Origin of the sequence: Ruegeria sp. HKCCA5929 (assembly GCF_013034525.1) — a bacterium.
Lineage (GTDB): Bacteria > Pseudomonadota > Alphaproteobacteria > Rhodobacterales > Rhodobacteraceae > Ruegeria.
Window position 1 is genome coordinate 277,759 of the sequence record NZ_WQGE01000001.1, and the last position, 19,317, is coordinate 297,075.

Annotated in this window: 16 protein-coding genes; 6 read left to right on the top strand and 10 right to left on the bottom strand. The window is 57.1% G+C overall.

Annotation, left to right across the window (positions count from 1 at the left end):
* Nucleotides 1–370 precede the first annotated feature (370 nt).
* Nucleotides 371–973 carry an NTP transferase domain-containing protein gene (locus tag GOV90_RS01365; protein WP_171089609.1) on the bottom strand — a complete coding sequence of 201 codons (603 nt, stop codon included), beginning with the start codon at nucleotides 971–973 and terminating at the stop codon, nucleotides 371–373.
* A 31-nt stretch (nucleotides 974–1,004) separates the two neighbouring features.
* Nucleotides 1,005–3,422: an FAD-dependent oxidoreductase gene (locus tag GOV90_RS01370; RefSeq protein WP_171089611.1), complete on the bottom strand. Its 2,418-nt coding sequence runs from the start codon at nucleotides 3,420–3,422 to the stop codon at nucleotides 1,005–1,007.
* A gap of 192 nt (nucleotides 3,423–3,614) precedes the next feature.
* On the opposite strand from GOV90_RS01370, the gene GOV90_RS01375 reads away from it, so the two are divergent.
* A complete protein-coding gene (locus GOV90_RS01375) occupies nucleotides 3,615–5,183 on the top strand; it encodes an ABC transporter substrate-binding protein (RefSeq protein WP_171089612.1) in 1,569 nt (522 codons plus the stop codon).
* A gap of 51 nt (nucleotides 5,184–5,234) precedes the next feature.
* On the opposite strand, the gene GOV90_RS01380 is transcribed toward GOV90_RS01375, so the two are convergent.
* From GOV90_RS01380 to GOV90_RS01395, 4 genes are all read right to left on the bottom strand, one after another.
* Nucleotides 5,235–6,542: an HlyC/CorC family transporter gene (locus tag GOV90_RS01380; protein ID WP_171089614.1), complete on the bottom strand. Its 1,308-nt coding sequence runs from the start codon at nucleotides 6,540–6,542 to the stop codon at nucleotides 5,235–5,237.
* 62 nt (nucleotides 6,543–6,604) lie between these two features.
* Entirely contained in the window at nucleotides 6,605–7,561 is a 957-nt protein-coding gene (locus tag GOV90_RS01385; RefSeq protein ID WP_171089616.1) for a site-specific tyrosine recombinase XerD, read from the bottom strand.
* 2 nt (nucleotides 7,562–7,563) lie between these two features.
* Nucleotides 7,564–9,084, bottom strand: coding sequence for a hypothetical protein (locus GOV90_RS01390; protein WP_171089617.1), 1,521 nt, complete (start codon nucleotides 9,082–9,084; stop codon nucleotides 7,564–7,566).
* The gene (locus GOV90_RS01395; protein WP_171089619.1) at nucleotides 9,074–9,223 is read right to left on the bottom strand and encodes a hypothetical protein; all 150 of its coding nucleotides are present in this window, start codon (nucleotides 9,221–9,223) and stop codon (nucleotides 9,074–9,076) included. Before GOV90_RS01395 ends, GOV90_RS01390 begins: the two co-directional genes overlap by 11 nt.
* Nucleotides 9,224–9,302: 79 nt before the next feature.
* On the opposite strand from GOV90_RS01395, the gene GOV90_RS01400 reads away from it, so the two are divergent.
* Complete coding sequence (locus GOV90_RS01400; RefSeq protein WP_171089621.1) at nucleotides 9,303–9,890, top strand: shikimate kinase; 588 nt, start codon at nucleotides 9,303–9,305, stop codon at nucleotides 9,888–9,890.
* On the top strand, nucleotides 9,890–11,002 hold the full coding sequence (aroB, locus tag GOV90_RS01405) for a 3-dehydroquinate synthase (RefSeq protein ID WP_171089623.1): 1,113 nt from the start codon (nucleotides 9,890–9,892) through the stop codon (nucleotides 11,000–11,002). Before GOV90_RS01400 ends, aroB begins: the two co-directional genes overlap by 1 nt.
* 9 nt (nucleotides 11,003–11,011) lie before the next feature.
* Here aroB and GOV90_RS01410 read toward each other — a convergent pair whose 3' ends face one another.
* Together GOV90_RS01410 and ssb are read right to left on the bottom strand one after the other, a co-directional pair.
* Nucleotides 11,012–12,082: a site-2 protease family protein gene (locus GOV90_RS01410; RefSeq protein WP_171089626.1), complete on the bottom strand. Its 1,071-nt coding sequence runs from the start codon at nucleotides 12,080–12,082 to the stop codon at nucleotides 11,012–11,014.
* 18 nt (nucleotides 12,083–12,100) lie between these two features.
* Entirely contained in the window at nucleotides 12,101–12,589 is a 489-nt protein-coding gene (gene ssb, locus GOV90_RS01415; protein WP_171089628.1) for a single-stranded DNA-binding protein, read from the bottom strand.
* Between the two features lie 203 nt (nucleotides 12,590–12,792).
* Between ssb and GOV90_RS01420 the strand changes: the two genes are divergently transcribed.
* The 3 genes from GOV90_RS01420 to GOV90_RS01430 all read left to right on the top strand — a co-directional run bounded on the left by GOV90_RS01420 (nucleotide 12,793) and on the right by GOV90_RS01430 (nucleotide 15,546).
* Nucleotides 12,793–13,371 (top strand): lytic transglycosylase domain-containing protein, encoded by a 579-nt coding sequence (locus tag GOV90_RS01420; RefSeq protein ID WP_171089630.1) that lies wholly within the window; start codon nucleotides 12,793–12,795, stop codon nucleotides 13,369–13,371.
* Between the two features lie 96 nt (nucleotides 13,372–13,467).
* Entirely contained in the window at nucleotides 13,468–14,430 is a 963-nt protein-coding gene (locus tag GOV90_RS01425) for a LuxR C-terminal-related transcriptional regulator (RefSeq protein WP_171089632.1), read from the top strand.
* A 129-nt stretch (nucleotides 14,431–14,559) separates the two neighbouring features.
* A complete protein-coding gene (locus GOV90_RS01430; RefSeq protein ID WP_171089634.1) occupies nucleotides 14,560–15,546 on the top strand; it encodes an MBL fold metallo-hydrolase in 987 nt (328 codons plus the stop codon).
* A 120-nt stretch (nucleotides 15,547–15,666) separates the two neighbouring features.
* On the opposite strand, the gene GOV90_RS01435 is transcribed toward GOV90_RS01430, so the two are convergent.
* Both GOV90_RS01435 and GOV90_RS01440 read right to left on the bottom strand, forming a co-directional pair.
* Nucleotides 15,667–17,754 (bottom strand): ABC transporter ATP-binding protein, encoded by a 2,088-nt coding sequence (locus GOV90_RS01435; RefSeq protein ID WP_171089636.1) that lies wholly within the window; start codon nucleotides 17,752–17,754, stop codon nucleotides 15,667–15,669.
* A 91-nt stretch (nucleotides 17,755–17,845) separates the two neighbouring features.
* Complete coding sequence (locus tag GOV90_RS01440; RefSeq protein ID WP_171089637.1) at nucleotides 17,846–19,309, bottom strand: ABC transporter permease; 1,464 nt, start codon at nucleotides 19,307–19,309, stop codon at nucleotides 17,846–17,848.
* Nucleotides 19,310–19,317 lie beyond the last annotated feature (8 nt).

The following is a 19,317-nucleotide window of genomic DNA, read 5'->3' on the forward strand; positions in this document are numbered from 1 at the left end:
AACCTCGAATCGTTATCGTGTGTACAATCGTTCAATCCCCTATAGGTTGATTGACCCGTGGAGCGTTGTTGCCCAAAAACCATTCAAAGTTGAGCTAAGTTAACCATACCTTCCAATTTTACGTTGTTTCGCGTGTTCAGATCAGTGAGGATGAACATGCCCAAGTGAGGGGGAGCCAAAAGCGCTAGGGGGCGCTGCTGGTTCACTCAGTCACCGAGAGTTTTAGCGGCGTGTTAACGAGGGGGTCTTGTTTAGGTTTGGTTGCTATGTAGTCGGGTTGTCGTGAAGGCAAGCTGACCAGACTTTTGGGATTGAGAAAAGTGGTAGTCCTGTTTTGGGCACCGGCCCGGTCTTCAAGACCGGGCCGTGTTTATTTTAGGAGCCGATTTTTGAGCCAAGCGTTCCAGTCATCGGGTGTATCCAGGTCCAGCAGAGCGTTTCGGTCTGGCAAGCGGTGCAGATGTACTTTGCCTTGATGAGCCCGCACCACCTGCTGAGCACCGTCATCGCCCTGCAAATCTGAGAGTTGGCGAAAAAGGCTTCGGTCAAAGATCACCGGATGACCGGGTTTGCCCTGCGCGGTGGCACCGCGCCAGACAAGGTTGTCGGGGTGGGTTTTGCGTGCGTTCACAACCGCAGCCAAATCGGTACTGGAAAGATCCGGCAGATCGGCCAACAAGACCATAACTGCCGGAGCGTCAGGTGAAACCCGTCGCATCGCAGCGCGCAGGCTTGCATTCATGCCCTCTGATGCGTCCGGGACCGGTACTGTCTGAACATCCATGCCACTCAGCGCGTCATATCTAGGGTGCGGGTTTGGGGGCAGGGCAGCAAGCACGGGGCCGACAGCCTGAGCGCTGCGTGCTGATCGCGTCAACAAGGGGACCCCGTCAATCATTTGCATCAACTTGTCCACGCCGCCCATGCGGCTGGATTGTCCGGCGGCCAGCAGGATGATGGGAATATCAGTCATGCCGTCACAATGCCGCCGGTCAACCGGAGTGTCATCCCCTCATAAGTGCACCGTCCGGGTCAAACAAAGGCGTTGAGAGTACTTTTGCCTTACACATCTGCCCAAGGATTTCGATTTCGACCTCTAATCCATCGGACACGCGGTCAGAAGGTAAGAAACCCATCGCAATAGATTTCTGTGCGAAGTGAGAGTACCCGCCCGATGTACAGAAACCGACCACAATACCGTCCAGCCAGATCGGCTCATAAGCGTTCACATCTGCGTCGTTTGCATCAACTTCGAAGGCGACCAATGTGCGGGCGGTTCCGTCAGCACGTTCCGCCTCGGCAACGGCGCGGCCGATAAAGTCGCTGTTCTTACGGAATGAGATAAAGCGGTCCAGCCCAGTTTCCGCAGCGGTGTAGTCGGGCGAGAATTCTCGCATCCACGAGCCGAAAAACTTGTCCAGCCTCAGGCTCATCATTGCGCGCATCCCAAATGGAACCATGCCATGCGCTTGGCCGGCTTCCCACAAGGTCCACCAGAGTTGCCGCTGCGCCATAGGATCACAGTAGATCTCGTACCCAAGATCGCCGGTATAGCTGACCCGCTGAACGATGCATTCGGTCATGCCAACGGTCATGCGGCGAACATCAAGAAACCGAAAATCACTCAGGTCATCTCGGGTGCAGGCGGCCAGAACCTGCGTTGCCTTGGGACCGGCGATCTGAAACCCGTTCAAGCGGTCGCTGATGTTCTCGATGGAAACGCCATCCTGCGCATTTTGCAGGAACCAGCGCATGTGGAACGCCTGGCTGCCATAGGAGGCCGTCAACTGAAACTCGGTTTCGCTCAGGCACGACACGGTGAAATCGCCAATCAGTTTGCCTTTAGGCGACAGCATCGGTGTCAGGGACAGGCGTCCGGGTTTTGGAATGCGCCCCGCCATGATCCGGTCCAGCCAATCCCGGGCCGCTGGTCCGGTGATCCGGTATTTACCGAAGTTATGGACCTCGTTGATGCCAACGTTCTCACGCACGGCACGCACTTCGCGTCCCGTCGCTTCAAAGGCATCAGAGCGGCGGAATGAAGGCGTTTCGTAGTCCGGCTCATCCCCTTGGGCAAAGTAGTTGGCGACCTCGAGCCCATATTGCTGGCCCCAGACTGCGCCCAGATCGCTGAAGATGTCGTACATCGGCGTCGTGCGGTTTGGGCGCGCTGCTGGCAGTTCCTCGTTCGGGTAGGCGACGCTGAAGCGTTTCTGATAGTTCTCGATGACTTTGGGGCGGGTATAACCGGGGCTGATCCAGTCGCCGAACCGGGCCACGTCCATGGCAAAAACGTCGCGTTCTGGCTCTCCCTCGATCATCCATTGCGCCAGCGTCAGGCCGACACCGCCACCCTGGCTGAAGCCCGCCATGACTCCGCAGGCAGACCAGTAGTTGCGTATGCCTGGAACAGGCCCGACCAGCGGATTTCCGTCGGGCGCGAAAGTGAATGGTCCGTGGATCACCGATTTCACGCCAGCCTCGGCCAGAACCGGGAAACGTTTGTAGGCGAACTCGATGCTATCGGTGATTTTGTCATAGTCATCAGGCAGCAGTTCGTGACCAAACTCCCACGGCGTGCCGTCCACGGCCCAGGGTTTGCAAGGCTGCTCGTAGAACCCGATACAAAGCCCAGGTCCTTCTTGTCTAAGGTAGCTTTCGCCAGCCGGGTCCATCACATGAGGATGCTCGCCACCCGCATCAATGATCGCTTCGATCTGCGGGATCGAATCCGTGACCAGATACTGGTGCTCCATCGGGTGCAGAGGGAAGTATACACCGGCCATCGCGCCCACTTCACGCGCCCATAGGCCGCCTGCGTTGACCACATGCTCGGCGTGAATGGTGCCCTTGTCGGTGACCACATCCCAAGTACCATCGGGACGTTGGTTGGTTTCGCGTACCATGCAATGGGTTTCGATTGTTGCCCCACCCATGCGAGCGGCCTTGGCATAGGCATGAGTGGTGCCCGACGGATCCAGATGCCCGTCCAGAGGATCATACAGCGCGCCGATGATGCCATCGGTATTGGTGATAGGCGCGATCTTCTTGATCTCGTCCGGTCCGACGATTTCCGTCTCAAGCCCCATGAAACGGTGCTTGGCGCGTTCTGCCAACAGCATGTCGAAGCGGTCCTGATTGTCGGCCAGCGTCACGCCGCCCACATGGTGCAGGCCGCAGGACATGCCAGTGATCTCTTCCAGTTCCTTATACAGCCGGATGGTATAGCCCTGCAGCGCGGCCATGTTTGTGTCACCGTTCAGCGTGTGAAACCCGCCCGCCGCATGCCAAGTCGACCCGCTGGTCAGTTCAGAGCGTTCCAGCAGCATGACATCTGACCAACCCAGTTTGGTCAGGTGATACAGAACGGAACAGCCGACGACACCGCCGCCGATGACCACCACGCGGGTTTGCAATTTCATAGGGACCTCCGATTGATTTCCGCCAGTGTGCGCAGCGCGCCCTTGGGCGCAATGCCAAATGCGACAAAACTTGTCGTGGAAGTCATTTGCGGGGCGGGATAGACGCGCCAGACGTTGGTCACGCGCTTGTTACAGAATCAATCTAAGGGCCGCGCGACTGCACCTTCATGAGACACTCAGATAGGAAATGAAATGAGTAAATTCGATCTCAACCCCCAAGCGCTGAGCCGCCGGGAATTCATGGCGAAATCCGCGGCCCTGGGCCTGAGCGCAGCTGTGGCCAGCACGATCTGGGCCGAAGCGGGTCTTGCGGACACGCCCAAGAAAGGGGGACATTTTGTTCTGGGATTGAAAGGGGGCGAAAGCACCAACACGCTGGATCCTGCCCTGTCGGCGTCGCATGTGACCGCCAAGGCGTTGCGGGCGTTTGGCAACACGCTGACCGTTGTCACAGCGGAGGGCGGCATTGCCCCAAGCATCGCAGAAAGCTGGGAAGCAACAGAGGATGGCAAGGTCTGGACCTTCCGTATCCGCAAAGGCGTAGAGTTCCACAACGGCAAAACCCTGACGCCAGAGGATGTTCAGCTGACATTAGCGCGTCACTCGAACGACGACGCTCAATCCGGTGCGCTGGGGATCATGCGCGGGATCGAGGATATTCGGGTCGATGGCGACAACCTGGTCATCACCCTGACCACTCCGAATGCTGACCTGCCTTATCTGATGTCGGATTATCACCTGATCATGCAGCCGGGCGGCGGCATGGACAACCCGGCAGACGGGATTTCGACCGGGGCCTATAAGGTGGTCGCGGATGAACCGGGTGTGCGTTACGCATTTGAAAAGTTCGCCAACCACTGGGATGACAGCGTTGGCCACTATGACAGCCACGAGATTTTGGTTCTGAACGATGACACCGCCCGCTCTGCTGCTCTGCAGGCGGGGCAGGCGCACGCGATTAACGTCGTTCCGCCACGCACCGCCAAACTGTTTGGTCGCGCACCAGGCGTAACGCTCAACGCATCGTCGGGCCGTGGGCACTACATCTTTGTCATGCATTGCGACACCGCGCCTTTCGACAACAAGGACCTGCGTTTGGCGCTGAAATACGCCATCAACCGCGAGGAACTGGTGGAAAAAGTGCTGCGCGGCTATGGCTCGGTTGGCAATGATATTCCGATCAACGAAGCCTATCCTCTGTTCGACGACTCGATGGAGCAGCGTGCGTTTGATCTGGCCAAAGCTGCCGAGCATTACAAGGCATCCGGGCATGACGGATCACCCATCGTTCTTCACGTCTCAGACGCGGCATTTGCTGGTGCGATTGACGCGGCGCAGCTGTTTCAGCTGTCAGCGCAAGAGGCGGGCATCCCGCTGGAGATCCAGCGTGAACCGGCAGATGGCTATTGGTCCGAGGTGTGGAACAACAAGCCGTTCTGCGCGTCTTATTGGGGCGGGCGCCCGGTGCAGGACCAGATGTGGTCCGTCGGTTACCTGTCCACCGCAGACTGGAACGATACCCGCTTCAAGAACGAACAGTTCGACGCCCTGCTGCTGAAGGCGCGCGCCGAGTTGGACGAGAGCAAGCGCAAAGAGATCTACGGTCAGATGGCCCGGATCGTCTGGGAAGAAGGCGGTCTGATCAACCCGATGTTCAACCAGTTCATTGATGGGTATTCGGACAAGGTGACAGGTTGGTCCGCGCATGCGAACGGCGACCTGATGGATGGTTACGTCGCCAGCCGGACCTGGTTCGCCTAAGGCTTTGACAACGACCGGTGCCCGGATTTGGGGCACCGGTTTTCGCTATGCTTAAAGCGGACGCACTTTCAGAGCAGTGATGCGATTGCCTTCGCGAGCGGTGACCTCGAACCGGAATCCGTGGAACGAAAACACCTGACCCACGACCGGAATCATCTGTGCTTCGTGTATGACCAAACCCGCAAGGGTGTTGGCTTCTTCATCCGGCAAGGACCAGTCCAGCGCACGGTTGGCGTCGCGGATGGTCATAGCACCTTCCACAACGAACTGACCATCATCTGTACGGGTGACCGGCACCTCTTCTTCGATGTCAAATTCGTCTGCGATTTCGCCTACGATCTCTTCCAGAATATCTTCCAGCGTAATCAGGCCGCGCAAAGATCCGTATTCGTCAACCACCAGTGCAAAATGGCTGTGCATCCGCAGGAATTCACGCATCTGGTCGTCCAGAGTGGTGGTTTCCGGCACGAAATAGGGGTCATTGGCAACTTTACCGATATCAAAGCTGGCCAGACGGTCAGTGCCGCCATCGCTGCCACCGGCTTGCGCATACATGGCGCGGAACAAGTCTTTGGCGTGCACAACACCCACAATGTTCTCCGGTTCGTCCCGAAAGACGGGCAGGCGCGTATGTGGGCTTTCCAGGCATTGTTTCAGGATCGCTTCGGGCGGGGCGTCGGCATCAATCATCTCGATGTTCGAGCGGTGCAACATGATCTCTTCCACCGCGCGGTCACCCAGATCCAGCGCGCCCAGAATTCGGTCGCGGTCTTCCTTTTCGACCACGCCTTCGGAATGGCCAAGTTGTAGGGCTCCGGCGATTTCCTCGCGCACGGCCAGAATGTTGCTGTCGGGATCGATCTGCACCCCAAACAGGCGCAAGACACCGCGCACCAGCAATCGCACAGCGGCAACGATAGGCGAAAACACCGTTACAACCACGCTGATGATGGGTGCAACCGCAGATGCGGCTTTTTCAGAATTGGTGATGGCGTAGGTCTTCGGCAGCACTTCGGCAAAGATCAAAACCAGCAAGGTCATCACCAACGTTGCCAAGGCCACGCCGCTTTCACCAAACAGTCGTGTGAAAAGTGCAGTCGCCAGAGACGCCGCCAGAATGTTGACCAGGTTATTGCCCAGTAGAACCGATCCGATCAGACGCTCGTTGTCATCGGTGATCTCGAGCGCCTTTTTTGCCCCGCGTGATCCTTTGTCGGCCTGCGCCCTGAGTTTTCCGCGAGAAGAGGCCGTAAGCGCTGTTTCCGAGCCAGAAAAGAAGCCGGACAAGACGAGCAAAAGGAGGATAGCACCAGAGGTAAACCAGAAAGTGCTGTCGATCAGAGAAGGTGAGGGTTCCATTGGTCCTTGAGAGTTAGAGTTCTGCATCCGTTATGGGGATGCCACCCCGCCGGATCAAGGGCTTAGCCTTCGTCTTTCTTGGGGTCTTTGCTCAGCGGGTGATGCTGCAACACCAGTTCCGCCAGACGTTCGTCCAGAACATGGGTGTAAATCTCGGTTGTTGCGACGTCGGCGTGACCCAACAGGGTCTGGATCGAACGCAGATCAGCGCCATTGGCCAGAAGATGCGTGGCAAAGGCATGTCGCAATGTGTGTGGCGTGACTTTTTCGGGTGAAACACCGCCGTGTACGGCCAGTTCCTTGACCAGCAGAAAGAACCTGTGTCGCGTCAGATGGCCCGATTTTCCGCGCGAAGGGAACAAAAAGCGGGACCGTTGGCCACCTTTCTCCACGGTCTGCTCTTCGGCGTCGTCGCGCACGGTCAGCCAAGCGGCCAATGCATCCCGCGCGGGTGGGGACAGGGGCACCATCCGTTCCTTGCCGCCTTTGCCCAGCACCAGCAGCATACGCGGATCGCCGCGCGCCGAAGAGACGGGCAAGGACACAAGCTCGGTCACGCGCATGCCGGTCGCATAAAGCAATTCCATCAGACATGTGTTGCGCACGCGGTCCGCCTGGGTGCGTCCGGTTTGCCGTGCGGCGTCCAGCAGCCGGTCCACCTCGGGCACATCCAAAGTTTTTGGAAGACGTTTCTGCCGCCCCGGACCTTTGATTTGAATGGCGGGGTTCACGTCGCGCCAACCTTCCTCAAAAGCAAACCGATAGAGTTGCTTGATGGCCGACAAGCGCCTTGCACGCGTTGATCGGGACAATCCCTGCGCATCGCAGTCGATCAGGTAGGCTTCGATCTGATCACGGTCGGCCTGTTCTAACCCGGTCGCTCTGTGCTCCAGCCAAGCAGCAAGATCTTTCAGATCACGACCATAAGCCAGCAACGTGTTTGTCGCCGCGCCAAGTTCGGCCGCCTGTGCTTGCAGGAAGGTTGAGATCCAAAGCTCGTTAGATGCCGGACCGTTCATGGTCACTGCGCTTGCAGGATCAATAGTGTCAGGGCGGCGCGGCGGGCTGTATCCTCTAACCCCACCTTTCTAAAGGTCGCGATTGCTCCGGTCAGATCCACCAGATTACCGCGCGCGCCATGGGCAAACAGTTGCATTGCTTCCAAAATGGCCTCGCCCAACTGACCGTTGGACAGCAGTGTGTCGATATCACTGGGTACGGGTGCCGACCATTCAAACCCTTGTGCGATGGCATCTGCCTTGGGTGAAGGCGATATGGCCCGGCCAGGATCGCCCTGGGCAAGCGCCGCCAGGAACAAAGTGTCGGTCGAACTGTCCGGTGTCGCAAGGGCCGCGCGTTCGTACATGTCCGACAACATCAGGATGCGCCATCGCAGGTTTTCAGTCGCGGGCACTGGTAAGGAAACCTGCGATAAACGTTCTGCGAAAAGCTCTGCAAAGGGAACCTCAAGGCCCACACTGCGCATTTGTTGCCAAACAGCAGGCAGTGTTTTTCCGATGGCGTCCGCGTTGTCCGTGTCCAACGCGCTTTCAAACCGTTGTACTGCCGAAACTCGGTCCCAGACAGCGCCGGATGCGGCGGGATCCCGTTCGGTATATAGGCCCAAAAGCTGATTTGGGGTCAAAGCGCCAATCCGCGTCAGCCGTTCTGCGGCTTCGATCTGGGCTTTCCAGCCTGCAACGTCGCGCAGATCTGCATTTGCAAATGCACGAGGTAAAGGTGCCGATGGCAGGCGTTCTCCGATAGCCTCAAACAGGCGGAAGTTCAGCGGGTCGGGGGCCTCGGGCTGCGGCAGATATGCCGCGTCTTCGTACAGCTCGGGGCTGAGAAACCGGTCAAGAACCGCCAATTCTTCTGGTGGAAGAAGTTCTAGCGCATGTGCGGCTTCCAGGGTCAGCGCTGCGGACACCCAATCCCCGCGTCGGGCTTTGCAAAAGATCTGCGCCGCATAGTCCCGCGACAGATGCGGTTCAGCAATAAGCGCAGTGCAGCTGCGGTCTTCATCGCCGGTCAGTAGTGTCGCGTCAAACCAGCGTTGAAACCGCTCTTGCGTGTCCGTGGGTCCAGCCAATTGCACAAGCGACTGCACCGGATCTGCGGCGCCCAGTTGCATCAGCCGATCCAGACGCGCCAACAGCAAAACCTCTTGCGCGTCTGACCCGGATGGGGCGCGTGTTTCCGACAAGAGCAACGTGAACAACAAGCGCTGCATGGCGGGGTTGTGACGGACCGGGGTCTTGGCAATCAGGTCAGCCAGACGCTTGGGATCACTGCTTTGCCAAAGATCAATCGGAAGGCCTGTCACAGATGATGACACAAGACCGAGCGGACGCGACAAGGCTTCCAATGAGGTGACTTCGATATCCGGTAACGCGCCGTTCTGCGTCACTGGCGGTTCCAACAGAACAGTTCCGGGCAGGTTTTCAGGAGGGTTTGTCAGCCATTCGATGGCCGACAAAGGGTCCTGTGCCTGCGCCGATCCTGCCAGAAAGATGGCGAAAAGCGCCGATTTAGTTGACATCCAGTTCGACCGGTTCGCGGATTTCACTTTGAGGCGCCGAAAAATCCGCGCCGAAGAACGGCCCGACATAGGCATAAGCCACCAGCCCAATGAAACCCAGGCAAAGAACATATATCACGAATTTGATCAGACGGCCCATGGCGCCACGCTGCCTCAATTTTTGATTTTGGCCAAGTTATAACTGGCATTTTTCCCAAGATCACGTCATTCACGGTGAAATGAGCGAAATTAAGCATAACAAGCACATCTCGGACACACAGGGCAGATTTCATCTGCACAAAACCGTGGTTCTGGTGGGGATGATGGGGGCAGGCAAGACCGCTGTGGGCCGCGCCTTGGCCGCGCGCCTTGGCGTTCCGTTTCTGGACAGCGACGCTGAGATCGAATCAGCCGCCAACATGACCATCCCGGAAATCTTCGAACGGGATGGCGAACCCTTTTTCCGTGCGAAAGAAACGCAGGTTATCGGACGTCTTCTGGAGGAGAAAAAGGGCATCCTGTCCACCGGAGGAGGGGCGTTTCTGCAACCTCAGAATCGCCTTGCAATCAGCCAGAAGGGCGCTTCGGTCTGGCTTCGGGCCGACCTGAACGTTTTGTGGAACCGGGTACGTCACAAAGACACGCGTCCGTTGCTTCGAACGGCTGATCCTTATGCGACACTAAAGGCTCTCTACGAGGCGCGCGTGCCCGTTTATGCCGAGGCGGATTTGATCGCAGAGTCGGATGGCGAAACCTCGATCGAAAATATGGTGGACAGGGTTGTCGACGCTTTGTTGGCGCGCCCCGATGTTTTGGAACTGAAGTAATGCATCAAACAGTACATGTGGATCTGGGCGACCGTTCGTATGATGTTGAAATCGGGCCGGATCTGCTGGCGCGGGCAGGAGAGTGGATTTCGCCCTTGCTACCGCGCCCCAAAGTCGCTGTCCTAACCGATGAAAACGTGGCTGACCTGCATTTGGACGCGTTGCGCGCGGGACTCAGTGCTGCGGGGATCGAGATGACCGCGCTGGCTTTGCCCGCTGGCGAAACCACAAAAAGCTGGCCACATTTCGAACGCGCGGTTGAATGGCTGCTGGCCGAGAAAGTCGAACGCCGTGACGTGGTTGTGGCTTTGGGTGGTGGTGTCATTGGCGACCTTGCAGGTTTTGCTGCGGCTGTCCTGCGCCGCGGGGTCAGGTTTGTGCAGATCCCCACCTCGCTGCTGGCACAGGTCGACAGCTCGGTTGGGGGCAAAACCGGGATCAATGCGCCTCAGGGTAAAAACCTGATTGGGGCGTTTCATCAACCATCGCTGGTTTTGGCCGATACCTCGGTCCTGGGGACCATGACCCAGAGGGATTTTTTGTCGGGCTATGGTGAGGTCGTGAAATACGGTCTGCTGGGTGACGCGGAATTCTTTGACTGGCTCGAACAAAACGGCCCAAGCGTGTCCACCGGAGACATGGCGGCGCGGGTGCGGGCCGTCACGCGTTCTGTGCAGATGAAAGCCGATATCGTTGCACGGGATGAAACTGAACAGGGTGATCGTGCTTTGCTGAACTTGGGGCATACGTTCTGCCACGCGCTTGAGGCGGCAACAGGGTATTCCGACCGGTTGCTGCATGGCGAAGGCGTCGCCATCGGCTGTGCGCTAGCGTTTGAACTGTCCTCGCGTCTTGGCTTGTGTTCGCAGGAAGACCCAAGCCGTGTGCGGGCGCATCTGCGCGCGATGGGGATGAAAACCGATCTTGCCGATATTCCGGGTGATCTACCAAGTGCCGACGCGTTGGTGGAACTGATGGGGCAGGACAAGAAGGTTGTTGACGGGCAATTGCGCTTCATCCTCGCGCGCGGCATCGGGCAGGCTTTTGTTACGTCTGATGTTCCGAAAGACGCTGTTCTGTCAGTCCTGTCAGACGCTTTGGCAACGGTGTGAAACAGGGCCCTAGCGGCCCTGAATCACCATGAGTTCACCGATATTCTCACGCGTGATATAGCCCACCATGCGCCCGTCCTGCGTGACAACTGCAATGGCCGGTGCACCTTTGTGCAAATGTGCCAATACGCCCTCGAGCCCTGTCGTCAGCGAAACCGAAGGGATATTGGCATCCATCACCGAAAGCGCAGTAGTTGATCGAGGCTGATCGCTGGCCAGAGCGGCGAACAAGCGATCTCGGGTTACGAAACCCAGCAGGCCACGATCATCCTCCAGGACAGGAAATTCGTGCTGTGTTGTATGAATGACGGCTTGCGCCGCTGTGCTGAGCGTGTCGCCGGGGGATAAGGCGTGAAACTCGGTGATCATGGCGTCCCGGGCCAAGACGCGGCGGGCGGCGGACCGCAATGCAACATCTTGGCTTTCTGCGTTGGCTGCGATGAACACAAATACCGCAATCAGGACAAGGATGGGGTTTGCGGTGCTAAGACCAAGAAAGCCAAGGCCGATGGCGACGATCTGGCCACCTATTGCGGCCAAACGCGTTGCCTTGACCCGGTCCATGCGCAGGCACAGCAGAGCCCTGAACACCCGCCCCCCGTCCATGGGAAAGGCGGGTATCATATTGAAAGCAGCCAGCAGCAGGTTGATATAGGCCAGCCTGTCCAACAACCCTGTGCCGGGCGCGTCTATCTGCGAAAAAGTTTCAAAGGGCGTCCCCGCGCCAAGGGCAACAAGCACGATCCAGATGACGATGTTCACTGCAGGACCCGCAAGCGCCACATAGACCTCTTGCATCGGTTTTTCCGGCATGCGTTCAAGCCGGGCCAACCCACCGATGGGCAGCAGAGTTATGTCAGGGGTTTTGATACCATAGCGCCGGGCCATGAGGGCATGGCCAAATTCATGCGCAACCACACAAGCAAACAGCGCGAGGACAAATACAAGGTTGTCGATGGCCGCCGGAAGGCCGCCCACGGAATAGGCTGCAAAGCCGACCCAGGCCAACAGCAGAAAGAAGGTGACATGGACCCTCAGTTCGGACCCGAGCAACCGGCCGAGAGAGAAGGACCATGTCATGTTGTATCTCCGTTTCGTTTAGAACGGAATCTCGTCGTCGTCGATTCCACCCGATGCAGGCGCTGGTGAGCTGGACGGGCCACCGTAAGGGTCGCCGTAGCCACCGCCAGCTTGGCCGCCGCCATAACCACCGCCACTGCCGCCGCCACTTTCGCCACGGCTGTCCAGAAGGGTCAGTTCACCGCGATAGGGGCGCAGAACCACTTCGGTCGAATAACGGTCCTGACCGGACTGGTCCTGCCACTTGCGGGTTTCCAGCTGACCTTCGATGTAGACCTTGCTGCCCTTGCGCAAATATTGTTCAGCAATGCGGGCCAAAGGCTCTGAGAAGATGGCAACCGAATGCCATTCCGTACGTTCGCGACGCTCGCCTGTGTTGCGGTCTTTCCAGTTTTCCGAGGTGGCAATGCGCAGATTGCACACTTTGCCGCCGTTCTGAAACGACCGAACCTCGGGGTCGCGGCCAAGATTACCTACCAGAATGACCTTGTTGACTGAACCCGCCATGTAATTCCTCGTTCTGTTTCGCGTATATGCGCCGAATCCGGCGCGGCTTGTTTCGTGAGACCCTATACGGCCTGCATCGTGGTTGGAACACAGTTGATACAACAGTGTTCAACAAGAGTCTTACTTTGATGTTTACCAAGCTTTCATTTTTGTCGGGAATACCTATACTCCCACTGGTTTCTGATCGAGCAGGATTGGCATTGATGCGTTCTTGGGTTGCTGGGTTTTCTGTTGTCTGCCTTGTGCTGGCTGTTGCGCCTGTGCAGGCGCAAACGCTGTCTACCAAAAGCCGAAAGGATATTTTCCTGAAGCAATCCAAAGTGTTGGATTCGCGCGCAGCCACGCAGTATCGGGATTCTGAGCGTCTCAAGCCCAAAACCTCGCGTGCGCAGACCAGCAAGCGTTATACCGGCAAGTATCGCGGCCAATATCTGGATCTGGCGCGTCAGGCAGCCCGGTTGCACAACATCCCCGAAGATCTGTTTCTGCGGCTCGTGCAGCAGGAAAGCGGTTGGAACCCGCAGGCGAAATCTCACAAAGGCGCGCTGGGACTGGCGCAGCTGATGCCTCAGACCGCTGAGCTTTTGGGGGTCAACCCACACGACCCAAAACAAAACCTTGAGGGTGGGGCGCGTTATTTGTCGTGGCAGTATCGCAAGTTCAAATCCTGGCCGCTGGCCCTGGCCGCTTATAACGCAGGTCCAAAAGCGGTCGAAAAGCACGGTGGCATACCGCCATACAAAGAAACCCAGAACTACGTGAAGGTCATCTGGGGCGGATAGGCATGATGCTGCGGCGCAGAGGGCGCGTTTCTTGATTCTCTGCATTCGGACCAACTAACCTGATCGGGTATCGCCCAGTCACAACTGAGGTCTGCCATGCCCGCTGATCACCCACAGATTCCAAAGGAAACGCTGGCCAACTGGCAACAATTGGTCGATCTGGTGGCTGAGTTGGCAGATGTGCCTGCAAGCCTGATCATGAAGACCGATGCGCCGGATCATGCAGTTCTGATTACATCGGACCATCCAGAAAATCCCTATCCGGTTGGGATGAGTTTTCAGTTGAATCCCAAGCTTTATTGTCAGGGTGTGCTTCAACGGGACGGAGAACTGGTGGTCGAGGATGCCTCCTGTGACCCGGTTTGGTCCGACAACGAAGACCTGGAACACGGGATGACGTTCTACATCGGGCTGCCCTTGAAGTGGCCGGACGGATCGGTGTTTGGCACAATCTGCGTTCTTGATCGCAAACAAAACCGCAGGGCGTTGTTGTTTCGCGAAGGGTTGACCCAGTTTGCGCGCATGGTCGAGTCAGATTTGGCTTTGTTGCAAGAGGTTTACCTGCGTCGCGCTCTGGAAGAAAAGCTGAACGAAACGCTGGCGCAACTTGAAACCCGTGTTTCGGACCGCACCCGTGAGTTGCAGGAAACGAACACCGCATTGCGGGTGTTGCTGTCTAGTCTGGAGGATGATCGAAAGAGCCGCGATCTCGAGATCGTTGAACAGGTCCGTGGCCGGGTTTTACCGTATCTTGAGAAAGTGCGCGCGCAACTTGCCGATGACGAGGCACAGAATGTCTATCTCGATCTGGCAGAAAAAAACCTGAGCGAGATAACGTCGTCTCTGTCAGACAAACTAACAGACGCCTTTGCGGTCATGACCCCGACCGAGATTGAGATCGCGCAGATGGTCATGTTTGGAAAAACAACCAAAGACATTGCCAAGGCTCTGTCCCGAGAGACGTCAACAATCGATTTCCACCGCAACAACATCCGCCGAAAGCTGGGTCTTGAAGGGCGCGACCAGAACCTGCGAAGCCATCTGCTCTCGATTTCGTGAACATCAAATATGGGGAACGCCCCCATATTTCACCCCTATTTTTTCGGTCTGAGCCAATATGCATTGGCTTGTTACGCTCTGTCATGAGGTGCGGACGAACTGCACACATCCAACAGAGAGGAACATCCCATGGATCGCAAAGATCTGAAGCCGACCATCATGAAAGGGGACAAGGATCACCTTGCACCAGGGCTTTCACGACGGTCGTTCTTCATGGTGGCAGGCGCTGCTGGTGTTGGCGCGACAGCTTCTGTTCTGGGGGCGAACCCAGCCCAAGCGCAATCACAGGCGTGGTTGCAACCCGGGAACAACAACCATGTGATCGACCTGCAGGGGTCCACCGGGCAGGCCAGCACCGGGGCGGTTGGTATCGATTATTACGGTCATTGCGCTATCAAGATCACGTCACCCAACGGGGCGACGGCTCTGTTCGATCCCTGGCGTGATGATCCGTCGGGGGCGTGGGGTTTGTGGTTCCGAAACGAGTTTCCTCAGATCCCTGTGGATATCACTCTGTCGACGCACGCGCATTTTGACCATGACGCAATTGAACGGCCAAGTTCGACCATGGTGCTGGACCGGATGGTAGGCAATTTTGAATTCGCCGATCTCAAGATCACCGGCTTTGCAGACAAGCACGCCTGCGTTGCGCCCGGGTGGTATGATTGGACCAACGCGCTGGCCGAGTTCGGGGCAGAAGCCTGTCCGCCGAACAATGTGGGCCACATGGATATGGTGGTCTATCTGGTTGAAACCGGCGGAATTCGAACTCTGATCTGGGGCGACAACCGTCATAACCCGCCTCAGGAGTTCTGGGATGCCATCGGACAGGTGGATGTTCTAACGCTGCCAGTGGACGGATCAGAACATATCCTCAGCTTTGAGCAGGGCAATGATATTGTGTCTAAGCTCAAGCCTAAGGTTATCATTCCTACCCATTACCTGAACGAGGTCACCTCTTACACACTGACCACGCTGCAATCGGCGGATGATTGGGTGAAAGGGCAGCAAAGCTATAAAATGCTCGAAAGTGCCAGCTTGCAGCTTGAGGCCGGTGACGTTGCCGGAATGAACCAAGAGTTCATGCACTTCGGAAACAATGTCATGACAGGCTGAGGACACACCGGGAACCGCTACTCACGCATATTCCTAAGCGCCGCCTGTCTCCCCGCAAAACGCGGCGCCAACAGAAAGGGCCGGTCAATGACCGGCCCTTTTTAGGTCTAGTTGGCAAGGTTACTCTGCGGCGACTTTGATCACCGGCTCCATCTTCGCCAGAATGTCTTCGGTTAGATGGCATTTCACCTGATGCCCATCCGCGAGGGTCTGCACCGGTGGCACATGAGATTCGCAGCGTCCATCCGGCACTTCGGACTTCCAGCGGCATCGTGTCTGGAACGGGCAACCCGGGGGCGGGTTCATGGCAGAAGGGATATCGCCTTCCAGAACGATATGCTGTTTCTCGATCGAGGTATCCGCAATGGGAACCGCACTCAGCAGCGCCTCGGTATAGGGGTGGTAAGGTGGGGCAAAAACCTGATCGGTGGTGCCCAGCTCGACCACATGGCCCAGATACATCACCATCACGCGGTCGCTGAGGTAACGCACAATGGACAAGTCGTGGCTGATGAACAGCAAGGTGGTTTTATGCTCGCGCTGGATTTCCATCAGCAGGTCGGTCACGGCCGCCTGCACCGACACATCCAGGGCCGAGACCGGCTCGTCCGCAACCACGATGCGTGCATCACCGGCAAACGCGCGCGCGATACCCACGCGCTGCTTCTGACCACCCGACAACTGACGCGGCATCCGATCTGCAAAGGCGCGCGGCAGTTTCACAAGATCCAACAGCTCCAGCATCCGCTTCTTGCGCTCGGCCTCAGAGTTTCCGACGCCAAAAATCTCTAGCGCGCGAATAATCTGACGCCCCACGGTCATCGATGGGTTCAGCGTGTCGAATGGGTTCTGGAACACCATCTGAACTTCGCCAACGGTCTTGGCATCCCGTTCCTCAATGGGCACCTGTTCGATATTGCGGTTGTCTAGAAGGATTTGACCGTCCGTAGCGGTTTCAAGCCCCATCAGTACTTTGGCGAAGGTAGACTTGCCGCAGCCGGACTCGCCAACAATTGCAAGCGTTTCGGACTCGTGGGCCTCAAAGCTCAGCGTCTCGTTGGCCTTAACGACCTTCGTTTCGCCGCCACCAAACAGAGCATTTGCCGCAACCTCGTAGTATTTCTTAAGGTTGTCCATCTTCAGGACGGTCCGGCCAATCTCACCTTTCTCTTTCTGCTCACCCACGGTGATGGGGGCGTTCCAGTCGATTTCCTGGAATTTCAGACAGCGCGTGTGGTGCCTGTCGTTTCCGGGCACAGCCTCCATCAGAATGTCTTTTGCGTCGCAGCGCCCTTCTTCGAAATAGTCGCAGCGCGGCCCAAAGTTACAGCCTGGAGGCCGCTCATGGGGCAGGGGGAAGTTCCCCGGAATGGCTACCAGTGGGCGAGAGTTCTTGTCGGCACCCGGCAAAGGGATCGAGCGGAACAGCGCCTGCGTGTAGGGGTGTTGCATCTCGTCAAAGACGTCCTTGATCGAGCCGCGCTCGACCGCTTCACCCGAATACATCACGCACAGACGGTCGCACGTTTCCAGCACCAGACCGAGGTTGTGCGAAATGAACAGCATCGACGTGCCGTACTTTTTACCCAGGTCCTTGACCAGTTCGACCACCGCGGCCTCAACAGTCACGTCCAATGCTGTTGTAGGCTCGTCCAGGATCAGCAGCGCCGGTTTTGACATCAGCGCCATCGCAATAACGATCCGCTGCTGCTGACCACCTGAAAGCTGATGCGGGAAAGAATTCAGCATACGCTCCGGGTCAGGCAGACGCACATCCGTCACCACTTCCAATGCCCGTGAATAGGCTTCTTCCGCGCTCACGCCTTCGTGGATCATCGGCACTTCCATCAGCTGTTTGCCGATTTTCATCGCCGGATTCAGCGAGGCCATCGGTTCCTGATAGATCATCGCGATTTCATTGCCGCGAATGTCGCGCAATTCTTCCGCCGACATTTCCGCCAGATCCCGACCTTTGAACTTGATCGTACCACCCACGATCCGACCGTTCTTGCCCAGATCCTGCATGACACCCAGCGCAACGGTTGATTTTCCGCACCCGGACTCGCCGACCAAGCCCACAGCCTCGCCGGGCTGCACACTGACCGAGAAGTCCATCACAGCGGGAATTTCCCGCAGGCGGGTAAAGAATGAAATTGACAGCTTGTCGATCTCCAGGATCGGGCCGTCATATTCCGCCATCTTGCTCATTTTGCTTACTCCTCACCAAATGCGGGGATCCCCTTCATCTGGCTAAAAATACCTCGGGGGTCCGGGGGCAGAGCCCCCGGCCTCGATCACATCAGTCCTTCAGACTTTCTTCGCGCAAACCGTCAGCCAGCAGGTTCAGACCAAGAACCAGCGACAGCAGGGCAAAGGCAGGCGGAAGGGCAGGGTGCAGGTAGATCGACAGAAGCTTGCGCCCCTCGTTGATCGTGGATCCCCAATCCGGGCTTTCAGGTGGAAGGCCCAGTCCGAAGAAACCCAAAGTTCCCAGAAGGATCGTTGTATACCCGATACGCAGACAGAAATCGACGATTAGTGGACCACGCGCGTTCGGCAAAATCTCCCACAGCATGATGTACCAAGGTCCTTCGCCACGGGTTTGCGCCGCCGCGACGTAATCCCGGGTTTTGATGTCCAGTGCCAGACCACGCACGATACGGAATACCGTGGGCGAGTTGACGAACACAACTGAAACGAACACCACCAGAATACCGCCTGGAATGTCGAACAGATCCAGATAGGTGGGCAGGCCCCAAATTCGATAACTCTCGGTGTTGATGATGTAACCGCCAGTCGAGATCAGTGACAGGTACAACCATATCGCTACACCCAGAACCCCGATCAACAGAGGCGTGCGGAAATTCGGGCGCGTATAATAGCGCGAATTCAACAATACTCCGATGAACAGGATTGGGAAGATGAACAACACGGCTGCCATATAGTTCGGCACACCTGTCGCCACGATTTCCGGTGTCACCAACAGGTAGAACAGCAGAATGACCGGGAAAGCGAGGATCAGGTTTGCCAGAAACGACAGGAACGTGTCGAGGCGACCACCATAGTATCCCGCAGGCAGACCCAAGGTGATACCCACCATAAAGGCAAACATCGTCGCCAGTGGAGCAATCTGCACCACGATCCAGGCACCGCTGACCATGCGGCTGAATACGTCCCGTGCCAGATTGTCTCCGCCCAGAAGATACCAGGCAAACTGGCCTTCTTCAGGGTTTGGAATAGGCGTGCCGGGGACCTTGTTCTTCATGCCAGACAGCTGAACAAGCGGGTCATGTGTAACGATCAGGTCCAGTGCGCCGAAGATGCCGGTGAACACCCAGAACATCACAAGGCCAAAGCCGATCATGCCGATTGGGCTGTCGTAAAGTTTGCCATACAATCCCAGCCGCCGTTTGAACGCGATGGACATGGCAAACATGATGATCAATGCCACCCAAACGGGCAGGAACTGCTGTGAAATCGCGCCGATTATTCCGGCGCCGGTGCCCATAAGGACACCAAGCACCAGATAAGCGAGCACCAATCCGACACAGGCCAGGAAGCTGTACTGCAACGCCAAGTTAATCAGGCCACGAATGCCGCCGCTTGAACTGACGGACCCATCCGAGTTTACGACAATTTGCTGCTCTGGCAGAAAGATGCTGGCAACGATCCAGGTTACGATTGAGATAATCAGCGCAGCCAGTGCGATCATCAGCAATGGGTTCAGGAAGGCGATAGAGCCGGTCCAGGTCAATGGTTCCATAATCTCAC